Here is a 17,181-nt window from a genome sequence, read left to right as displayed (position 1 = left end):
GTTCTGGAACAACCGATTCTTAGTCTCCCGCCTGCAAACAGCTTGGTGCGGGTAGAGAGACTTGAACTCCCACGCCTTGCGGCACCAGAACCTAAATCTGGCGTGTCTACCAATTTCACCATACCCGCGTTCACAAAACCGCATGCCTATGCCTGCGCATGAGGCCTTCCGGAGCGCGGCGTCTCTATATCACCCGATTTGGTCGAGGCAAAGGAAAAATGAACGGCAAATGACAGGGGATTTGCAGCCCCGGAACCGCCCTGCCCCGAAGTGTGACCGGATCAGTAGAGCGGCTCGTCGTAAACCGGCTTTCCGTCAACGAGAAGGCTGCGAATCTGTGCGCTTCCATCAGGCGAGATACGCACTGCGATGGCAACGTTGCCGTCATTGCGGGCCTCCTCGATCGGCTTGCCCTCGCCTTCAGGAACGTAGTAGCGCTCAATGCCGTATTCGACACGCATGCTGTCGCCGGCGGCAAGGCCGCCACTATAAAACGGCTGGCTGCGTAGGATCACGGACTCCGGCTGCGGAGGCAGTTCGTGAAAGGACGATTCGGTCACCGTCCAGAAACCGTCCTCCTGCTTCTTCAACCGGACCCATAACACCCGCTCGCCGGCCTCGGCCGGAATGCCGCCGGAAACCGTCTGCACCGGCACCGAGGAAATGTCGTAGTTCAAGACGACATAGTCGCCGCGCAGGAAATCGCGCGGATCGACGGGAGCCGTCTTCAGCAGCACCTCGGCGCCCTCGCTGAGGATCGACGCCCGGCTTTGGATGATCGTGCCGAGGATGAGGGTCTGCAAACCGGCGACGATGATCGCCGAAAAGAGATAACCTTTGCCGGATTGCAGCCTTGCCATGAACGAGCTCATGCGCGCTCCCCCTGTGCATTCGCCGAAAAACGCCGCTCAAGACGGATGACCATCCAGGCGACAAGTGCCACCACGAGACCGGAGAACAGGAAGAGGCTCGACGTGCCGAGGATCGAGCCGACGGTGACAGAGGCGAGATACAGCATCTCCGCGGCGAAGGTCGCATAGGCGAGATATCGCACCGCGCCATTATCCCTGCCACGCAGGACGATTGCCAGCACGGAAGCGGCAAGCGTCGCCACTCCGAGCACCACCAGCCCCCAGCCGTCCTCGATTTCGATATGCAGCAGCAGGAAGCCGATTACGGCGACGAGGAAGCTGTAGAAGGCAGGAGCCGCACCGGCGCTTCTGACCAAGGAGGCAATAGGCCGGAGCGGCAACGCCGTCAGGACGAAGGCCGCCATGCCGCCGATCGCAAAGGCCAGTGCCACGGCCACCTCCTCATAAAGAGTATAGAGCCAGGCAAGCCAGCCGATCAGCAGCAGATAGGCCAGGTGGCGGGCCCGCTCGGCGCCGGTATAGCGCACCAGCCCGATGACGATCACCGCCATGACGGGCGCCATCCAGGGATCGAACCCTATCCAATGCGTGTCGTAATTCTCAAGATAGACGGCAAACGACGCCCAGGAGAGGAAGCCGGCGACGACGGTCACGGCGCCCGAACGGAACAGGATCGCCGAGATCGTCGCAATCGCGAACCACAGATACATCACCGTCTGCTCGTCGCCGGAGAGGTGATACATCTGCCCGACCAGCGAGATGGCGCCGCCGAAACTCATCGCGCCGATGACCAGCAAGCCGCCTGCGGCGGCTGTCGCACCGCGGGCAAGCATCCGAGCGGCGGCGATATGCACCACCCAGATCAGGGCAAGGATGCCCCCCACGCGCACCAGGCGCGGGATGGCCTCCCAGTTGGAGGCGACGACCAGCAGGATGGCAGCTGCAAGCAGCACCCCCGCCAGCGCCATCAGCACCCTGCCGAGGCTGAAGCTTGCCGGGCGGCTGTCATATTCGGCGAGAAGCGCACCTGCCGTTTCCTGCCCGAGCAGGCCCTTACCCACCCAGAGCGAGAGATCCCGCTCCAATCTGCCGCGATACATGCTCAACCTCTCGATTTCCGTAACGCCGACTGCGGCGCTGCGGCTCACGCCGTTATAGACGCCGCACGGGTGTCCGCAAACGCTCTTGCGACAAATATACAAGTTCCTCATTGGTCTAAATAGTATCGGGTGTTAACCGGCCGCTAACGTCAGAAGCACTAATATAAGCCTATGGACGGAGAGGCATGCAATCCGCGCATATCCCCCATGAATTTATTGCACTGCACAATATTCATTAGTCATACTATTGATCAACACATCGAAGCACGGGGATGGCGCCCCGGCCCGGCATCAGCCGGACGCCCGCGGATGCCTTGTCCGTGACGAGATTCGCAGTCGCGCACTCCTCCTCCCAGCGCGCTGCGATAGACTGGCAACACTCCTCCTCCCAGTTGTCAGTCACCATAACACGCCCGCCGGATCCTCCCCCGGCGGGCGTTTTCACTTAGCCAAAGCTTCATTAAAGCCTTGGCAGTGAGGGGATTCTCGTCGCGCGGCGCCATCAATGCCGCATTGTCGTCACAGCGCCCCACCAACCCTGCGAAGAGATGGGCGGCTTCCGATCCGAAACGGCGCGCCTCTTTGCAGCGGCTGGACGGGCGGAACCATCGGAGCAAGCAGCGTTTTCTGCGGTGCCACCCGCTTCGTCCAAACTGCTTTCCCAAAAGTCATTCTGCCTATTCGTTGACCAAAAAGCAGTAAGTCTGCGTCAGATACCTCTTGAGCATTGCATAGATCGCATAGGTGATCTGAAAACTTGGCTGTTTTAGTCTTTCGCGTCGCAACATATATTCCAGTCATCAAATAGAGGTCAGCGCCGATTGGTGGCTGCTGGCAGATGAAACCCTCGGAAAGGGGCTTAACATGAACTTCTCTCGCTCTTTCAACAACTGGCGCAAGTATCGTCAGACCGTCACGGAACTCGGCCGCATGACCAACCGCGAATTGCACGATCTCGGCATCGACCGTTCGGACATCCATCGCGTTGCCCGTGAGGCTTCTTCCCGCTAATTCAGGCGGTTGACTGCTCTTTACGAGCAGATCGTCTTTTATTGAAACGCCCGCTGCCTCCCACAGCGGGCGTTTTCGTTTGTCTGCATACGGCTGCCGCAGCGGTTGAAGGTTTCCGACTCGTTAGCCCGCTCAAAAAATATCCGCTGCTTAATTGAAGAGCATCATCGTGCACAATTGCATGGCAGACGCCTTTTATTTGCACTGCACAATCGGACGGTTCTCGCCTATATAAACATCAACCGCAGAGAGACAGGCGATCCCGCCGTCCCGCGGACATAGGAAGAAGACAATGAACCCGATCCGCATTGCAAGAAGCTGGCTCAGCTACCGTCGTACGCTCAATGAACTCGGCGGCCTTTCGAACCAGACCCTGTCCGATATCGGCGTCAGCCGCTACGACATCCGGAATATCGCATCCCGCTCGTTCCGCTAATAACGAGTACGATGCTTCCAAGACGGCGCCCCAGGGCGCCGTTTTTGATTCCAGGGTGTTGGATCGCACCTGCCGACATGATATCAGCCCGGAATGAACACGATCTCCTCCTATTCCCCTATCCACGTCGTCGGCGGCGGGCTTGCCGGTTCGGAAGCCGCCTGGCAGATAGCCAGTTCCGGCGTTCCGGTTATCCTGCATGAAATGCGCGGGGTACGCGGCACGGATGCGCACAAGACGGACGGACTTGCCGAACTCGTCTGCTCCAACTCCTTCCGGTCCGACGATGCGACCAGCAATGCCGTCGGCGTCATCCATGCCGAGATGCGCATGGCGGGCTCACTGATCATGGCCGCTGCCGACCGGTGCCAGGTACCGGCCGGCGGTGCGCTAGCCGTCGATCGCGATGGTTTCTCCGAGGCGGTGACCAAAGCGATCCATGACCACCCGCTCATCACCGTCGTGCGTGAAGAGATCACCGGCCTGCCGCCGAAGGACTGGGATCTAGCCATCGTCGCCACCGGACCGCTGACGGCACCGTCGCTTGCGAGCGCCATCCAGACGGAAACCGGCGAGGATTCGCTTGCCTTCTTCGACGCCATCGCGCCGATCGTCTACCGCGAGAGCATCGACATGGATATCTGCTGGTATCAGTCGCGCTACGACAAGGTCGGCCCCGGCGGCACCGGCAAGGATTACATCAACTGCCCGATGGACGAAGCGCAGTACAATGCCTTCGTCGACGCGCTGATATCCGGCGATACGGTCGGTTTCAAGGAATGGGAGGGCACGCCTTATTTCGACGGTTGCCTGCCGATCGAGGTGATGGCCGAACGCGGCCGCGAGACGCTGCGCCACGGACCGATGAAGCCGATGGGGCTGACGAACGCGCATAATCCGATGATCAAGGCCTATGCCGTCGTGCAGCTGCGTCAGGACAATGCGCTCGGCACGCTCTACAATATGGTCGGCTTCCAGACGAAGCTGAAATATGGCGCGCAGGCGGAAATCTTCCGGATGATCCCGGGTCTGGGAAATGCCGAATTTGCCCGCCTCGGCGGCCTGCACCGCAACACCTATATCAACTCCCCAACCCTGCTCGATCCGTCGCTGACGCTGAAATCGCGGCCCGGCCTGCGCTTTGCCGGCCAGATCACCGGCTGTGAGGGTTATGTGGAAAGCGCCAGCGTCGGGCTGATGGCCGGGCGTTTCGCCGCGGCCGAACGCAAGGGCGAGGCGATCTCGCTACCGCCGGCGACGACGGCGCTCGGCTCGCTGCTCGGCCATATCACCGGTGGGCACCTCGTCACCGACGAGGAGTCGGGCAAACGATCGTTCCAGCCGATGAACATCAATTTCGGGCTGTTTCCGGAGCTCCAGCCGGGGTCGATCGTCAAACCCGAAGGCGTCAAGCGCTTTCGTGGCAAGGACAAGACGATCATGAAGCGGCAGCTGATCGCACGGCGCGCGCTTGCCGACTGCGCGGCCTGGCTCGGTCAAGAATCGACGCTTGCCGAAAGTGCCTGACCGGCGCGCTTTTCAAGCGCGTCGCCTCGAACCTGGCTTATGCGACCCGTCCCTTAAAGTCTTTGCTTTATGCATGTCGTCCTTCCCAAACCGCTGCATATTTTTGGGCGACATGCACTACTGCTTGTTCGCCGCTGAAATATTGTCGGACGGCAGGTCCTTATCCGGCTCGGCGATATAATTGCCGAGCAGCCAGAGCGAAACCTCCGAGGCTTCCTTGGCGGAAGCGAATTCGAAATCGCCGTTGTGATGGGGTGCATCGAGGAAGTCGATCACCAGTCCCCTGCCCGTTTCAGAGCCGACGACGCGCACCCGACCCGGCTCGATCACGTGGCAGGAGAAATGGCGCGACATGTTGCGCATGAAGCCGGCCTTGTTGTCGTGCAGGCGCACAAAGACGGCCTGGCCGTTTTCCGTCGCCTGCAGCTGACGGATCGCCTCGGTCGGAAAGGCACGGCCGAACTCGATGATGGCGAGGCCTGTGTCATGCAGGCCATCTTCCTTGTTCTGTGCGGCCATGCGCGTTGCCACGAAAGCAAAGAAAATGACGATCGCGAAAAGGACGCACCAGACGATAATGCCCACGCCGAGTCTCCGTTCAAAGGGTAGCGGTGGAAGCCTTGTAACGCACGAGACTTGCGCGAATTTGACCGATATCAGATTTTTCGGCGTGCGGCAGCCAGCCCCATCCGCAGCTGGCGGCGCCATTGCGGCGGCTGCAGCGGCCGGTCGAGCAGCAAGGCGCCGCGTTTCTGCGCCTTGATGAGCACCGGTTCTGCAAGCGTCGCCGGCAGGAAGGCTGGAAAGACGGCCGGCGCAATCGGGCCCGCCGCCCTCGCCTTTGCCAGATGTTCGCGACCGAGGCCGGCGAAGGCCTCGATGGCGGCAGAGATGCGCGGCCTGTCTTCGCCGGCGAGGAAAGCATCGCGGTCGAGACCGGTGGCGGAAAGGATCTGCAGCGGAATATAGATCTGGCCGCGGCGGCGATGCAGCGGCATCAGCAACAACAGACCGGCGACCGCCTGGGCGACCCCGGCATGGCCGGCGGCGTCGGCCGAGCGTGCGGCTTCCTCCGGCGAAAGCACCAGGCCTGCGAGCTGAATCAGCGCCGATGCCGTTTCGCCGGCATAGCCTTCAAGCGAAAGACGCGTCTCCATCGGATCGTCATAGAGATCGAAGGTACGGGCCTCGATCATGTCGATCAGCGTCTTGCGCGGCAGGCGGTGCGTTTCGATCGCGATCAGAAGGGCTGCGGCGACGGGATTGGCCGCCGTCGAGCCGTGTGCGCTGCCTTCCAGAAGATCGTGCCAATATTGCAGCCGCACCTCACCGGGCAACGGCTCGTGGACGAGATCGCGGATGCGGGCAAGCTCGGCGTTGAAGGCGTAAAGAGCTGCGAGCGCGCCGCGCTTTTCCTCCGGCGACAGCAGACAGGCGAGATAGCGGTCGCGATCGCTGTCACGCAGCATCGCCAGGCAGATGTCCCGGTTGGTCGCAATATGCGCTTCAGTCATCGTCAGACCGCAATCAACGCCGCGGCGACGGCACGTTGCTCGGCGAGCATGATGTTGAAGGTGCGCACTGCAGCCCCGGTGCTCATCGGATCGGACGAGATGCCGCGCGACTTCAACGCCAGCCTCAATTCCTCGGGCAGACGGCGAAGCTCGGTTCCAGTACCGACGAGCAGAACCTCGATATCGGCGGCCTCATCCAGCACCCGGCGAAAATTTTCAGGTGACAGCGGTTTCGACATGTCCATGTCCCAGCCATGAATACCGGAGGGCAGGCAAAGGATCGAGCCGCGATGCGACATGTCGGCAAAACGAAAGCCGCCATTGCCGTAAGCATCGATCGGAGCGCGCCCGGGGAAATGTGCGGCGCGGATTTCTATGCCTTTTGCCATTTTTTCAAACCACCGTGCCGGATTTTGCACCAACATCCGTCTTGTTGCTCTCTTCTCCGTCGGGAGCCTCCGGCCGCAGCCGAAAGACGATCAAGACAGGAGCGGCGATATAGATCGAAGAGAAGGTGCCGAGAGCGACGCCGAAGAGCATCGCAAAGGTGAAGGAACGGATGACTTCACCGCCGAAGAGAAAAAGCGCCAGCAAGGCGATCAACGTCGTCGCCGCGGTCAGAACGGTGCGCGACAGCGTCTGGTTGATCGACGCATCGATCAGGATGGGCAGCGGCATCTTCTTGTATCGTTTGAGATTTTCGCGCATTCGGTCGTAGACCACGACTGTATCGTTCAGGGAATAACCGACGATGGTCAGCACGGCGGCGACGCTCGTCAGGTTGAACTCGATGCCGGTGAGGACGAAGAGACCGAGCATGATGATGACATCGTGCAGCGTGGCAATGATGGCGCCGACCGCGAACTGCCATTCGAAGCGGATCCAGATGTAGATCAGGATCGCCGCAAGTGCTGCAAGCACGCCGAGCGTCGCCATCATCGTCAATTCGCCCGAGATGGCGGGGCCGACGACCTCGACGCGGCGAAAATCATAATCTTCCTGGAGCTCGCCGCGCACCAGCGTCGCCGCCGACTGCTCGGCATTCTCGCCGCCGCCCTGGGAAGCGATGCGGATCCGCGCGTTCGACGGGCCACCGGTGCGCTCGACACTGACATCGCCGAGATTGAGATCATTCAGACGCGAGCTGAGATCGGCGATGTCGGCATTGCCCTGCTTTGCCGTCACCTCGATGAGCGAGCCGCCGGTGAAATCAATGCCGAGATGCAGGCCGACGGTGGCAAAAGCGGCCATGGCGATCAGCGAGATGACTGCCGACGCCGTAAAGACATAACGGCGGATCCCCATGAAGCGGATATTGGCGTGTTCGAAAAGATGCGTCAGCACGCTCTTCGGCAGATGCCGGGGATGGCGCCTTCTCAACCAGACGGCAACGATCGAGCGCGTCAGCGTGAATGCCGTGAAAACGGTCGTCAGGATGCCGACCGCAAGCGTCACCGCGAAACCGCGGATGGATTCGCTGCCGAGGAAGAAGAGGATGATGGCGGCGATGAAGATCGTCACATTGGCGTCGACGATCGTTGCAAATGCGCGCGAGAAACCGCGACCGACGGCCTCCGCAAAGGAATGAGTGGTTTTTTCCTCTTCGCGGATTCGCTCATAGATCAGAACGTTCGAATCGACCGCCATGCCGACGATCAACACGATACCGGCAATCCCCGGCAAGGTGAGCGTCGCGCCAATAAGGCTGAGCACCGCGACGATGAGGATCAGGTTGAGGAAGAGCGATGCGACGGCGATGATGCCGAGGATGCGATAGAGCGCGATCATCAGTGCCGCGACCAATACGACGGCGACGAGGCCGGCGACGAGGCCGTTGAAGATGGAATCGGCGCCGAATCTCGGGCTGACGCTGCGTTCCTCAACGCTCGTCAGCGTTGCCGGCAAGGCGCCGGCGCGCAGCATGATCGCAAGGTCGCGGACGCCATCCTGGGAGAAGTTTGCAGAAATCCTGCCCTCGCCGCCGGTGATCGCCGCATCGATGGCCGGTGACGACATCACCTGATCATCGAAGACGATGGCAAGGTGCTTGCCGATATTCTGCCCCGTCGCCTGCGCCAGCCGCTGCGTGCCTTCCGCATCGAGACGGTAGGCAATCGAGGTATCCTGCGTCTGTGGATCGACGACAGGCTCGATATCGACCATGTTGCTGCCGGTGATGAAAGCCGTGCGGTCGACGAGGTACGGTACCGGCGGATCGTCAAGCGAATAGAGCACCTGCGATGTCGCCGGCCACCGGCCGTTCAGCGCCTCCTGCCCCGACATGCTTTCGTCGATCAGATGAAAGGAAAGCTTGGCCGGCTGGTTCAGGATGTTCTTCAGCCGCTCCGCATCGACCGATCCCAGCACCTGCACGACGATGCGGTCGGCGCCATCAGGGCGAACGAGGAAATTATCATTGCCGAATCCGGCGATGCGGCGGCCAACGATATCGAGCGAGCGGGTCCGGGCGGAAGCGACGTCAGCAGTAATGCCGGCGTCGGAAATCTGCAGCGAGAGCTGCCCCTGGTCGCCCTGCTGCAGCGCGACTTCAGGTCCCGAATGTCCGCCAGCCGTCGTCAAAGGCTTCAGGAGATAGACCGCCGCCTGTGTCTGGGCCGCATCGGTGATGCGGACGGTGACCGTCTGGTCATTGCCGGTCAGCCCGGTATAGCGAATGCCGGCGCCGCGCAGCGCGTTGCGCACATTGGCGACCAGCTCTTCCAGGCGGTCCCTGACGATATCGGCGCGCTCGACCTTCAGAACGATATGCGAGCCGCCCTGCAGGTCGAGACCAAGCACCACGCGGTCGTGCCGCAGCCAATCCGGCAGGGAGGATCGCTGCGCCTCGGTCAGCAGATTGGGCGCAGCGATGACGATAGCCGCAAACGCGACCAGCCAAATCAGAAGTGTTTTCCAGCGGGAAAAATGCAACATTCTCTCGACGATCTTCCGATCCGGCGGTCTGCCGTTATCGCTTGTTACGCCGCGTCGGCCTTGACCGGTTCACCCTTGACGCGAATTTCGGAGATGCCGTTGCGGACGATGCGCACGCGCACGCCGTCGGCGATCTCGACTTCGACTTCCTTTTCGTCGATCACCTTGGTGACCTTGCCGACAAGACCGCCACCAGTGACCACCTGGTCGCCGCGACGGATCGCCTTCAGGGTCTCCTCACGCTTTTTTGCCTGTGCGCGCTGCGGACGGATCAGCAGGAAGTACCAGACGACCATCAGCGGCACGAACAGGATGATCATTTCGAAACCGGAGCCGCCGAATCCCGTTGCGGTATCGGTCGCGCTCTGGGCGAATGCCGGGGTGATGAACATGCTAAACTCCTCAGGCTTGGGCGGCGGAACTCCGCCTCTCTTTTCAGGTTGCCGGACTATAGTTACCGCTTCGATGAATGCAACAGAAACAGCCGGAAACAGTACCGATTCCGCTGCCTCATAACCTTTCCGCCGTCAAAACGCCATGGTAGGCGGCATCGAAAGATCAAAGCGGAATGACGCAGCGAAAAACAGGAGGCCTGCGATGACCGAGGAAATCAACACTGCCCTGCTTGCCGAACTGAAACGGCTCGCCGATGCCGTCCAGCGCCTTGCCGGGCCGGCGCCTGCCGTCAACGACTGGGCTGCGGCGGACTGTTTCGTCTGGGCGCCGATGCGCCAGCATCTGCAGCCTGTGAAGAAGCCGAACCGGGTGGCGTTGAAGCTCATCCGCGGTGTCGATCACGTACGCGACATCCTCCACGAGAATACGGTGCGTTTCGCCGAGGGGTATGCCGCCAACAATGTGCTGCTCTGGGGCGCGCGCGGCATGGGCAAATCCTCGCTTGTTAAAGCCGTACACGAGGATGTCAGGCGCGAAAGCGGTGTCGCGCTGAAGCTGGTCGAAGTCCACCGCGAGGATATCGCCAGCCTTCCCAATCTGCTCGACCTCTTGAAGGACACGCCGTACCGCGTGATCGTCTTCTGCGACGATCTCTCCTTCGATCACGACGACACCGCCTACAAGTCGCTGAAGGCGGCACTCGACGGCGGCGTCGAAGGGCGGCCGGACAATGTGCTCTTCTACGCCACCTCCAACCGGCGCCATCTCCTTCCCCGCCACATGATGGAAAACGAGCAGTCGACGGCGATCAATCCGTCGGAGGCGGTCGAGGAGAAGGTTTCGCTTTCCGACCGCTTCGGCCTCTGGCTTGGCTTCCACAAATGCAGCCAGGACGACTATCTCGGCATGATCGACGGCTATGCCGATCACTACAAGCTCGGGCTCGAACGCGACAAGATGCATGCCGAAGCGCTGGAATGGGCAACGACGCGCGGAGCCCGCTCCGGCCGCGTCGCCTGGCAGTATATTCAGGATCTGGCCGGACGCATGCGGGTTCACATCGACCGGGCCTAGTCTTTGATTTATGCATGTCGCTATCCCAAAACCGCTGCACACTTTTGGGCGACATGCATTAAATGACAAAAGCCCGGCTGGCGGCCGGGCTTTTGCGTTTCCTGGTACGCTGTACCTATTCCAGGAAAGTCATCGGGTTGACCGGGGACGCATCCTTGCGCACCTCGAAATGGACCTGCGGCTGCTTGACGTCGCCGCTCATGCCGGAGACGGCGACGGTCTGGCCACGCTGGATCTTCTGGCCGCGGGTGACGCTCAGCGTATCGGCGTTGCCGTAGACGGTAACGGTGCCGTCGTCGTGACGGACGAGAACCGTGTTGCCGAGCTCCTTCAGGCCGTTGCCGGCATAGATGACGACGCCGTTTTCGGCAGCCTTGATCGGCGTGCCCTGCGGTACCGAAATGTCGATGCCGTCATTGCGGTTGCCGTTGACGTTGGCGCCGTATGAAGCAATGACCTGGCCGCGCACCGGCCAGCGGTATTTGCCGATGCCGGTCGATTCCGGCGCGTCGGAGCTGACGTCCGACTTCTTCTCGACATCGTCGACGGTCTGAGTGGCGGCCGGTGCCTTATAAGGCGCGGGCTGAGCGGAAGCCGTCTGCTGGGCAGCCGCCGGCTGGGTCGGCTTCGGATCGACCTTCTCGGCCGGGATCGAGGCGGTCTTAATATTGTCGGCGGTGCCGTTCGGGATCTTCAGAGCCTGACCGATGCGGAGCGAGCTGGCCGAAAGATTGTTGGCGGCCTTGAGGTCGTCGACATTGCTACCGGTCGCCTTGGCAATCTTTGCCAGGGAATCGCCTTGCTTGACGACATAGGTGCCGGCAGGCGCCTTCGGATCCTTGCCGGCGCCGGCGGGAAGTTTGCCGGTGACATCGCCACTCGCCAGCGTCTTGTCGCGGGCGGAATTGGCGCCCGGAACGACGGCGACGTTCTGCTCAGGCGCCTTCGGCGCCGGCATCTTGCCGGGCTTGGAAAGGTCAGCCGCCTGCGATGCCGCCTTGGCGGCATTGCCGCCGTTGAATGTCGGGATCAGGATCGCCTGGCCGGGCTGGGCGGCAGATGCCGTCTTCAGAGCATTGACGCGCAGGATTTCCTTTTCCGGTACGCCGAAACGCCTGGAGAGCGTGGCGATGCTTTCACCCGGACGCAGCGTCACCGACGGAGCGTTGGTCGCGGACCAGCCTGAAACCTTCGGCGTCGTGCCTGTCGTCAGCGTATCAGGCGTCACCTTCGGCGCAGTTGGCGCCACCAATCGAGGCCTTTCGGCCTGCGGCGCAGCTGGGAAGGGCTGGGCGAGCGCAACTTCCTTTTCCCGCTGCCGGGACGGCGCCGCCGCCGTCGGCGCGGCCAGTTCGGAACGCTGCACCGAAACCGGCGCGGAAGCGAGACGTGCGCTCGAGCTCGACGTCCGGGTCGGATCGTAACCCTGACGGGCGGGATAAGGCTGGTTCAGCGCGTCATTGCCGCCACCGTAGCCGGACTGGCTGGCAACGGCCGAACTGCTAAGATCGGCGCGGGGCACCGGATCGCCCTGAGAACCGTTCATATTCCTGCGCGGAATGGAACTTGTGGTGATCTGGTCCTGCCCGGAGGAGGAAAACAAGCCGCCAAACCGTGTCACATCGGAACTGCAGCCCGTTGCGGCACTTGCCAGCAGGCCAACAACCAGAAGATTACCGGCCGACTTTCCGAACTTTGGCGAAAGACTGAAACGCATGACTCGACCCACTGAGAACGCAACCATTTGTGAGTCTATTAAAACGCGTTAGTATTACCACGCGGTTAAGATGCTGGAATCAGTGCAATATTTTTGAGAAGTTGATAACCATAGCTTTACGGGTGAAAAATCGCAGTGTGCCGCGCAGGATGCCAAAAAAGCCTGAGCGGCTTTCGCACGACTTCATGCTCTTTTTCTGATTGTCAGATATCAGGCCGATCGGCCCGACACTATCCACGTCTAAAGCAGCGAGGCAAGGCGCGGAACGATCGGCAGATAGGGAGCTTCGAACAGTTCCTCGCGTTCGAAACGGCTGCCGGTTTTCGTCAGCCGCACCATGCGACACTCGTTCTCCGAAATCATCAGCGGCGCGATCATCGAGCCGCCGGAAACGAGCTGGTCGGTATAAAAGCGCGGCATCGCGTTGAAGGCCGCCGTCACCAGGATGCGGTCGAAGGTGCCCTCACCCTGCATGCCGGCACTGCCGTCGGCATGGCGAATGATGACGCTGCGCAGACCAAGCGATTCCATGCGCCGCTGCGCGGCTGATGTCAGCGTCTTGTAGCGGTCGATGGACAGCACACGCTCGGCCATGCGGCCCATGACGGCGGCGGTAAAGCCGCTTCCGGTGCCGATCTCCAGGACGCGCTGGCCGGGCTTGAGCTTCAGGTGATGCAGGATGCGGACGGCAAAATCGATGCCTTCGAGAAAGGAACCGCATTCGATCGGTATCGTCCGGCTCGAATAGGCGTCGTCGGCAAATTGCGGCGGCACAAACAGGGAGCGCTGCGTCTGCTCGACCGCCGTCAGCAGATCGAGGTCGGAGATGCCTTCGGCACGCAATCTGAGGACGAGCGCAGCAAAGCCCTCCTTCTCCGCCAGTCTTGCCGTCAAACTTGTGCTCCGTATCCCAAGGCCCGCGCCACGCGGTCCGTCACGGAATAATCGGTCAGATCCAGTTTCAAAGGCGTTACCGAAATCTTGTTATGCTTCAGGGCGTGAATATCGGTGCCTTCGACGAAGGCGCCAGCGCGTTCGCCAAACTTCAGCCAGTAGTAGGGAAAGCCCCGGCCGTCGGAGCGGGCGTCGACCTGCAGATTGAAGGCGAGCTTGCCCTGCATCGTCACCTCGGCGCCATTGACTTCGCCGGGACGGCAGTTCGGGAAGTTGAGATTGAGGAACGTGCCCTCCGGCAGGTCAAGGACCATCAGCTTTTCCAGAAGAGCCGGCGCGTGCGTCTCGCAGACCTCCCAGGGCACGATGCGTGCGCCGTCCTCATAAAGATAGGCCTGGCTCAACGCGAAGGAGCGCACGCCCTGCATGGTTCCTTCGATGGCGCCGGCGATCGTGCCGGAATAGGTCACGTCGTCGGCAACGTTCGAGCCTGAATTGACGCCCGACAGGACGAGATCCGGCTTGATGTCCATCACCTGCCTGATGCCCATGATGACGCAATCGGTCGGCGTGCCGCGCAGGGCGAAATGCTTGTCGGAAATCTTGCGCAGCCGCAAAGGTTCGGAGAGGCTCAGCGAATGGGCCAGGCCGCTCTGGTCGGTCTCGGGCGCCACGATCCAGACATCGTCCGACAGCGTGCGCGCGATCCGCTCCAGGGCGGCAAGACCTTCGGCGTGAATGCCGTCGTCATTGGTAAGCAGAATGCGCATCGCCTCAGGCCGCCCGTTCGATCTTGGTCAATCCGCCCATATAAGGCAGCAAAACGTCCGGAATCGTGACCGAACCATCCTCGTTCAGATAATTTTCAAGGATAGCGATCAGGCAGCGGCCGACGGCCGTGCCGGAACCGTTCAGCGTATGGACGAACCTGTTGCTCTTGTCGTCCTTGCCGCGGTAGCGCGCATTCATCCGCCGACCCTGAAAATCGCCGCAGACCGAGCAGGAAGAGATCTCACGGAAGGCATTCTGTCCCGGCAGCCAGACTTCGAGATCGTAAGTCTTGCGCGAGCCGAAGCCCATGTCGCCGGTGCAAAGCGTCATGGTGCGGAAATGCAGGCCGAGGCGTTTCAGCACTTTCTCGGCGCAGGCGGTCATGCGTTCATGCTCGGCAACGGCGCTCTCGGCATCGGTGATCGAGACGAGCTCGCATTTCCAGAACTGATGCTGGCGCAGCATGCCGCGGGTATCGCGGCCGGCGGAGCCCGCTTCCGAACGGAAGGACGGCGTCAGCGCGGTAAAGCGGAGCGGCAGCTTTTCCTGATCGAGGATTTCCTCACGCACCAGATTGGTCAGTGTCACTTCGGCCGTCGGGATCAACCAGCGGCCATCCGTCGTCCTGAAGAGATCCTCGGCGAATTTCGGCAGCTGGGCGGTGCCATAGACGGCCTCGTCGCGCACCATCAGCGGCGAGCTGACTTCGGTATAGCCGTGCTCACTGGTGTGGAGATCGATCATGAACTGGCCGAGCGCGCGCTCGAGCCTGGCGAGCGGACCGGTCAGAACCGTGAAGCGCGAGCCGGAGAGCTTGGCGGCGCGCTCGAAATCCATATAGCCAAGCGCTTCGCCGATTTCGAAGTGCTCCTTCGGTGCATGGTTCCAGCGCGGCTTTTCGCCGACGGTGCGGGTGACGACATTGTCATGCTCGTCCTTGCCGACCGGGACGTCATCGAAGGGGATGTTCGGGATGCGCGAGAGCGCGTCGTTGAGTTCGGCCGTCAGTTGCCGGTCCTCTTCCTCGATCGCCGGCAGCAGGGTCTTGAGTTCAGAGACCTCCGCCTTCAGCTTCTCGGCCAGCTCGCTATTCTTCTGGGCCATCGCCGCGCCAATCTCCTTGGAGGCGAGGTTGCGGCGGGACAGCAGGTCCTGCGCCTTCTGCACAGCGGAGCGGCGCTTTTCATCGAGGGCAACGAGACTTTGGGCAAGAGGCTCCGCCCCGCGCTTGGCAAGGGCGGCATCGAGCGCTTCGGGATTCTCACGGATCCATTTGATATCGAGCATCGTCGTTCCAGGTCGTTGCAATAGAGGTGACCCAGCCAAAGCCTGATCGGGCCTCGACCGGATGTCACGGCGCCGCGCCTTTTCAGACGCGCAAAGGACGCCGCAACACTTTGAATTGCTCCATAACCCTTAAACCGATTCCGATTTAGGGATTATGCAGTCGACGGCGTTCATGAAGGGATTTCCGGGATCGCCGCTTAGACGCTGTCCGTCTTGGCAACGTCTGCGGATCCGGTTTCCTTTTCGACCGCCTGCCGGGCACGCTGGCGCTCCACGAGTCGCGCCGCATAGATGGAAATCTCGTAGAGAAGGATCGTCGGTATCGCAAGGCCGATCTGGGACATCGGGTCCGGCGGCGTCAGCACGGCAGCGACGACGAAGGCGAGGACGATGGCAAACTTGCGCTTTTCGGCCAGCCATTGCGACGTCAGAAGACCGACACGGGCGAGCAGCGTGGTGATGACAGGCAGCTGGAAGACGAGGCCGAAGGAGAAGACCAGCGTCATGATCAGGCTCAGATATTCCGAGACCTTCGGCATCAGCGAGATTGCTATCTCGTCGTGACCCGGCGCCTGCTGCATCGACAGGAAGAACCACATGACCATCGGCGTGAAGAAGAAATAGACGAGCGCGCCGCCCATCAGGAACAGGACCGGCGAGGCGATCAGGAACGGCAGGAAAGCCTGACGCTCGTTCTTGTAGAGGCCGGGCGCCACGAACTTGTAGACCTGGGCGGCGATGATCGGGAAAGCGACCACAAGGCCGCCGAACATCGCCACCTTGACCTGGGTGAAGAAGAATTCCTGCGGCGCGGTGTAGATGAGCTGGGCCTTCTCAACGTCGAGATTAGCCCACTGGACCGCTGTCTTGTATGGGATGACCAGATAATTGAAGAGATCCTTGGCGAAAAAGAAGCATGCGATGAAGGCGACGAAAAATGCGCCGATCGACCACATCAGCCGCGTGCGCAGCTCCATCAGGTGCTCGATCAACGGCTGCGGCTTGTCTTCAATATCACCGCTCATGCCTCGTCCTTCTTTGTCTGCGCAGGCTTCTTCGGCGTTGCAGGCTTCCTGACTGCCATCGTGCGTTTCGGCTTTTCCACAGGCACGGACACGGCAGCCGCAGCATCGACGTTGTCGGCAGGCTTGACGCGCGGCTTGCGCACGGCCTTCGGCTTGGCCGCAACCGTATCGGCTTGCACAATCGCTGCGGCGACCGGTTCCGACGGCGCAGGTGTCGCTACCAATGGCGGCGTTTCCGGCAGGCTCATTGACGGCGTCGGGGCTGCGACACCATCGGGCGGCACCTCGGTCTTGTTCTCCGAGACCGTGGTCGCCTTCTGCAGGTCGGCCTTGATCTCGTTGCCCATCTGGCGGAGCGGGTTCATCGCCTCGCGCAGGCTGCTGACCGGGTTTAGCTTCTGGGCGTCGCTGATCGTCTGGCGGACATCGTCAAGCTCGGCTTCGCGCAACGCTTCATCGAACTGCGCACGGAAATCACCCGCAACCTTGCGGGCACGCTGCGTCATCTTGCCGAAAGCGCGCAGCATCGGCGGCAAATCCTTGGGACCGACAACCACGATCAGTACGACCGCGATGACCAAAAGCTCGGTCCAGCCAATATCGAACATGCAAGGCTCCTGGAC

At 61.3% G+C, this 17,181-nt stretch carries 17 protein-coding genes and 1 tRNA gene; 4 read left to right on the top strand and 14 right to left on the bottom strand.

Translation table 11 applies throughout. The annotated features are described in order from the left end of the window. Nucleotides 1-43 precede the first annotated feature (43 nt). The 3 genes from G9X68_RS10095 to G9X68_RS10085 form a co-directional block, all read right to left on the bottom strand. Nucleotides 44-128 (bottom strand) — tRNA-Leu (locus tag G9X68_RS10095). A gap of 153 nt (nt 129-281) precedes the next feature. Continuing rightward, the gene (locus G9X68_RS10090) at nt 282-872 is read right to left on the bottom strand and encodes a GDYXXLXY domain-containing protein (RefSeq protein WP_171602280.1); all 591 of its coding nucleotides are present in this window, start codon (nt 870-872) and stop codon (nt 282-284) included. Beyond that, nucleotides 869-1,972: a DUF2157 domain-containing protein gene (locus G9X68_RS10085; protein ID WP_171603041.1), complete on the bottom strand. Its 1,104-nt coding sequence runs from the start codon at nt 1,970-1,972 to the stop codon at nt 869-871. The genes G9X68_RS10090 and G9X68_RS10085 overlap by 4 nt, the downstream gene beginning before the upstream one ends. A gap of 864 nt (nt 1,973-2,836) precedes the next feature. Here G9X68_RS10085 and G9X68_RS10080 point away from each other — a divergent pair. From G9X68_RS10080 to trmFO, 3 genes are all read left to right on the top strand, one after another. Beyond that, complete coding sequence (locus G9X68_RS10080) at nt 2,837-2,983, top strand: DUF1127 domain-containing protein (protein ID WP_010067591.1); 147 nt, start codon at nt 2,837-2,839, stop codon at nt 2,981-2,983. A gap of 292 nt (nt 2,984-3,275) precedes the next feature. After that, the gene (locus tag G9X68_RS32390) at nt 3,276-3,419 is read left to right on the top strand and encodes a DUF1127 domain-containing protein (protein ID WP_003539017.1); all 144 of its coding nucleotides are present in this window, start codon (nt 3,276-3,278) and stop codon (nt 3,417-3,419) included. A gap of 93 nt (nt 3,420-3,512) precedes the next feature. Beyond that, complete coding sequence (trmFO, locus tag G9X68_RS10070) at nt 3,513-4,946, top strand: methylenetetrahydrofolate--tRNA-(uracil(54)-C(5))-methyltransferase (FADH(2)-oxidizing) TrmFO (RefSeq protein ID WP_171602279.1); 1,434 nt, start codon at nt 3,513-3,515, stop codon at nt 4,944-4,946. Nucleotides 4,947-5,063: 117 nt separating this feature from the next. Here the strand turns inward: trmFO and G9X68_RS10065 are convergent, their stop codons facing one another. From G9X68_RS10065 to yajC, 5 genes are all read right to left on the bottom strand, one after another. After that, on the bottom strand, nt 5,064-5,531 hold the full coding sequence (locus G9X68_RS10065) for a hypothetical protein (protein ID WP_171602278.1): 468 nt from the start codon (nt 5,529-5,531) through the stop codon (nt 5,064-5,066). Between the two features lie 71 nt (nt 5,532-5,602). Then, nucleotides 5,603-6,460 (bottom strand): phytoene/squalene synthase family protein, encoded by an 858-nt coding sequence (locus G9X68_RS10060; protein ID WP_171602277.1) that lies wholly within the window; start codon nt 6,458-6,460, stop codon nt 5,603-5,605. Between the two features lie 2 nt (nt 6,461-6,462). Then, nucleotides 6,463-6,849: an Mth938-like domain-containing protein gene (locus tag G9X68_RS10055; protein WP_003539009.1), complete on the bottom strand. Its 387-nt coding sequence runs from the start codon at nt 6,847-6,849 to the stop codon at nt 6,463-6,465. A gap of 4 nt (nt 6,850-6,853) precedes the next feature. Beyond that, complete coding sequence (secDF, locus tag G9X68_RS10050; protein ID WP_171602276.1) at nt 6,854-9,394, bottom strand: protein translocase subunit SecDF; 2,541 nt, start codon at nt 9,392-9,394, stop codon at nt 6,854-6,856. Nucleotides 9,395-9,438: 44 nt separating this feature from the next. Next, complete coding sequence (gene yajC / locus G9X68_RS10045; RefSeq protein ID WP_171602275.1) at nt 9,439-9,786, bottom strand: preprotein translocase subunit YajC; 348 nt, start codon at nt 9,784-9,786, stop codon at nt 9,439-9,441. A gap of 205 nt (nt 9,787-9,991) precedes the next feature. Here yajC and G9X68_RS10040 point away from each other — a divergent pair, with 205 nt between their 5' ends. Then, entirely contained in the window at nt 9,992-10,864 is an 873-nt protein-coding gene (locus tag G9X68_RS10040) for an ATP-binding protein (RefSeq protein ID WP_171602274.1), read from the top strand. Nucleotides 10,865-10,979: 115 nt separating this feature from the next. Here the strand turns inward: G9X68_RS10040 and G9X68_RS10035 are convergent, their stop codons facing one another. From G9X68_RS10035 to tatB, 6 genes are all read right to left on the bottom strand, one after another. Continuing rightward, the gene (locus tag G9X68_RS10035; RefSeq protein ID WP_168308675.1) at nt 10,980-12,581 is read right to left on the bottom strand and encodes a M23 family metallopeptidase; all 1,602 of its coding nucleotides are present in this window, start codon (nt 12,579-12,581) and stop codon (nt 10,980-10,982) included. Between the two features lie 240 nt (nt 12,582-12,821). After that, nucleotides 12,822-13,475 carry a protein-L-isoaspartate(D-aspartate) O-methyltransferase gene (locus G9X68_RS10030; RefSeq protein ID WP_027684913.1) on the bottom strand — a complete coding sequence of 218 codons (654 nt, stop codon included), beginning with the start codon at nt 13,473-13,475 and terminating at the stop codon, nt 12,822-12,824. Continuing rightward, entirely contained in the window at nt 13,472-14,245 is a 774-nt protein-coding gene (gene surE, locus G9X68_RS10025) for a 5'/3'-nucleotidase SurE (protein ID WP_171602273.1), read from the bottom strand. Before surE ends, G9X68_RS10030 begins: the two co-directional genes overlap by 4 nt. Nucleotides 14,246-14,249: 4 nt before the next feature. Beyond that, on the bottom strand, nt 14,250-15,533 hold the full coding sequence (serS, locus tag G9X68_RS10020) for a serine--tRNA ligase (RefSeq protein WP_171602272.1): 1,284 nt from the start codon (nt 15,531-15,533) through the stop codon (nt 14,250-14,252). 197 nt (nt 15,534-15,730) lie between these two features. Continuing rightward, on the bottom strand, nt 15,731-16,558 hold the full coding sequence (tatC, locus tag G9X68_RS10015) for a twin-arginine translocase subunit TatC (protein WP_168302868.1): 828 nt from the start codon (nt 16,556-16,558) through the stop codon (nt 15,731-15,733). Next, entirely contained in the window at nt 16,555-17,166 is a 612-nt protein-coding gene (gene tatB, locus G9X68_RS10010) for a Sec-independent protein translocase protein TatB (protein WP_171602271.1), read from the bottom strand. Before tatB ends, tatC begins: the two co-directional genes overlap by 4 nt. Between the last annotated feature and the right edge of the window lie 15 nt (nt 17,167-17,181).

The sequence above is a fragment of the Rhizobium changzhiense genome (genome assembly GCF_013087625.1).
Classification (GTDB): Bacteria; Pseudomonadota; Alphaproteobacteria; order Rhizobiales; family Rhizobiaceae; genus Rhizobium; species Rhizobium sophorae.
Note: the sequence above shows the minus strand (reverse complement) of the source record. Positions and strands in the feature narration are given on the sequence as shown.

What these genes read in the sequence shown, in the direction of transcription:
- trmFO (WP_171602279.1), top strand. Translation starts at nt 3,513, where the DNA reads ATGAACACGATCTCCTCCTATTCCCCTATCCACGTCGTCGGCGGCGGG.
- G9X68_RS10040 (WP_171602274.1), top strand. Translation starts at nt 9,992, where the DNA reads ATGACCGAGGAAATCAACACTGCCCTGCTTGCCGAACTGAAACGGCTC.
- surE (WP_171602273.1), bottom strand. Translation starts at nt 14,245, where the DNA reads ATGCGCATTCTGCTTACCAATGACGACGGCATTCACGCCGAAGGTCTT.
- G9X68_RS10035 (WP_168308675.1), bottom strand. Translation starts at nt 12,581, where the DNA reads ATGCGTTTCAGTCTTTCGCCAAAGTTCGGAAAGTCGGCCGGTAATCTT.
- secDF (WP_171602276.1), bottom strand. Translation starts at nt 9,394, where the DNA reads ATGTTGCATTTTTCCCGCTGGAAAACACTTCTGATTTGGCTGGTCGCG.
- G9X68_RS10090 (WP_171602280.1), bottom strand. Translation starts at nt 872, where the DNA reads ATGAGCTCGTTCATGGCAAGGCTGCAATCCGGCAAAGGTTATCTCTTT.
- G9X68_RS10055 (WP_003539009.1), bottom strand. Translation starts at nt 6,849, where the DNA reads ATGGCAAAAGGCATAGAAATCCGCGCCGCACATTTCCCCGGGCGCGCT.
- tatC (WP_168302868.1), bottom strand. Translation starts at nt 16,558, where the DNA reads ATGAGCGGTGATATTGAAGACAAGCCGCAGCCGTTGATCGAGCACCTG.
- G9X68_RS10060 (WP_171602277.1), bottom strand. Translation starts at nt 6,460, where the DNA reads ATGACTGAAGCGCATATTGCGACCAACCGGGACATCTGCCTGGCGATG.
- tatB (WP_171602271.1), bottom strand. Translation starts at nt 17,166, where the DNA reads ATGTTCGATATTGGCTGGACCGAGCTTTTGGTCATCGCGGTCGTACTG.
- G9X68_RS10085 (WP_171603041.1), bottom strand. Translation starts at nt 1,972, where the DNA reads ATGTATCGCGGCAGATTGGAGCGGGATCTCTCGCTCTGGGTGGGTAAG.
- yajC (WP_171602275.1), bottom strand. Translation starts at nt 9,786, where the DNA reads ATGTTCATCACCCCGGCATTCGCCCAGAGCGCGACCGATACCGCAACG.
- G9X68_RS32390 (WP_003539017.1), top strand. Translation starts at nt 3,276, where the DNA reads ATGAACCCGATCCGCATTGCAAGAAGCTGGCTCAGCTACCGTCGTACG.
- G9X68_RS10080 (WP_010067591.1), top strand. Translation starts at nt 2,837, where the DNA reads ATGAACTTCTCTCGCTCTTTCAACAACTGGCGCAAGTATCGTCAGACC.
- serS (WP_171602272.1), bottom strand. Translation starts at nt 15,533, where the DNA reads ATGCTCGATATCAAATGGATCCGTGAGAATCCCGAAGCGCTCGATGCC.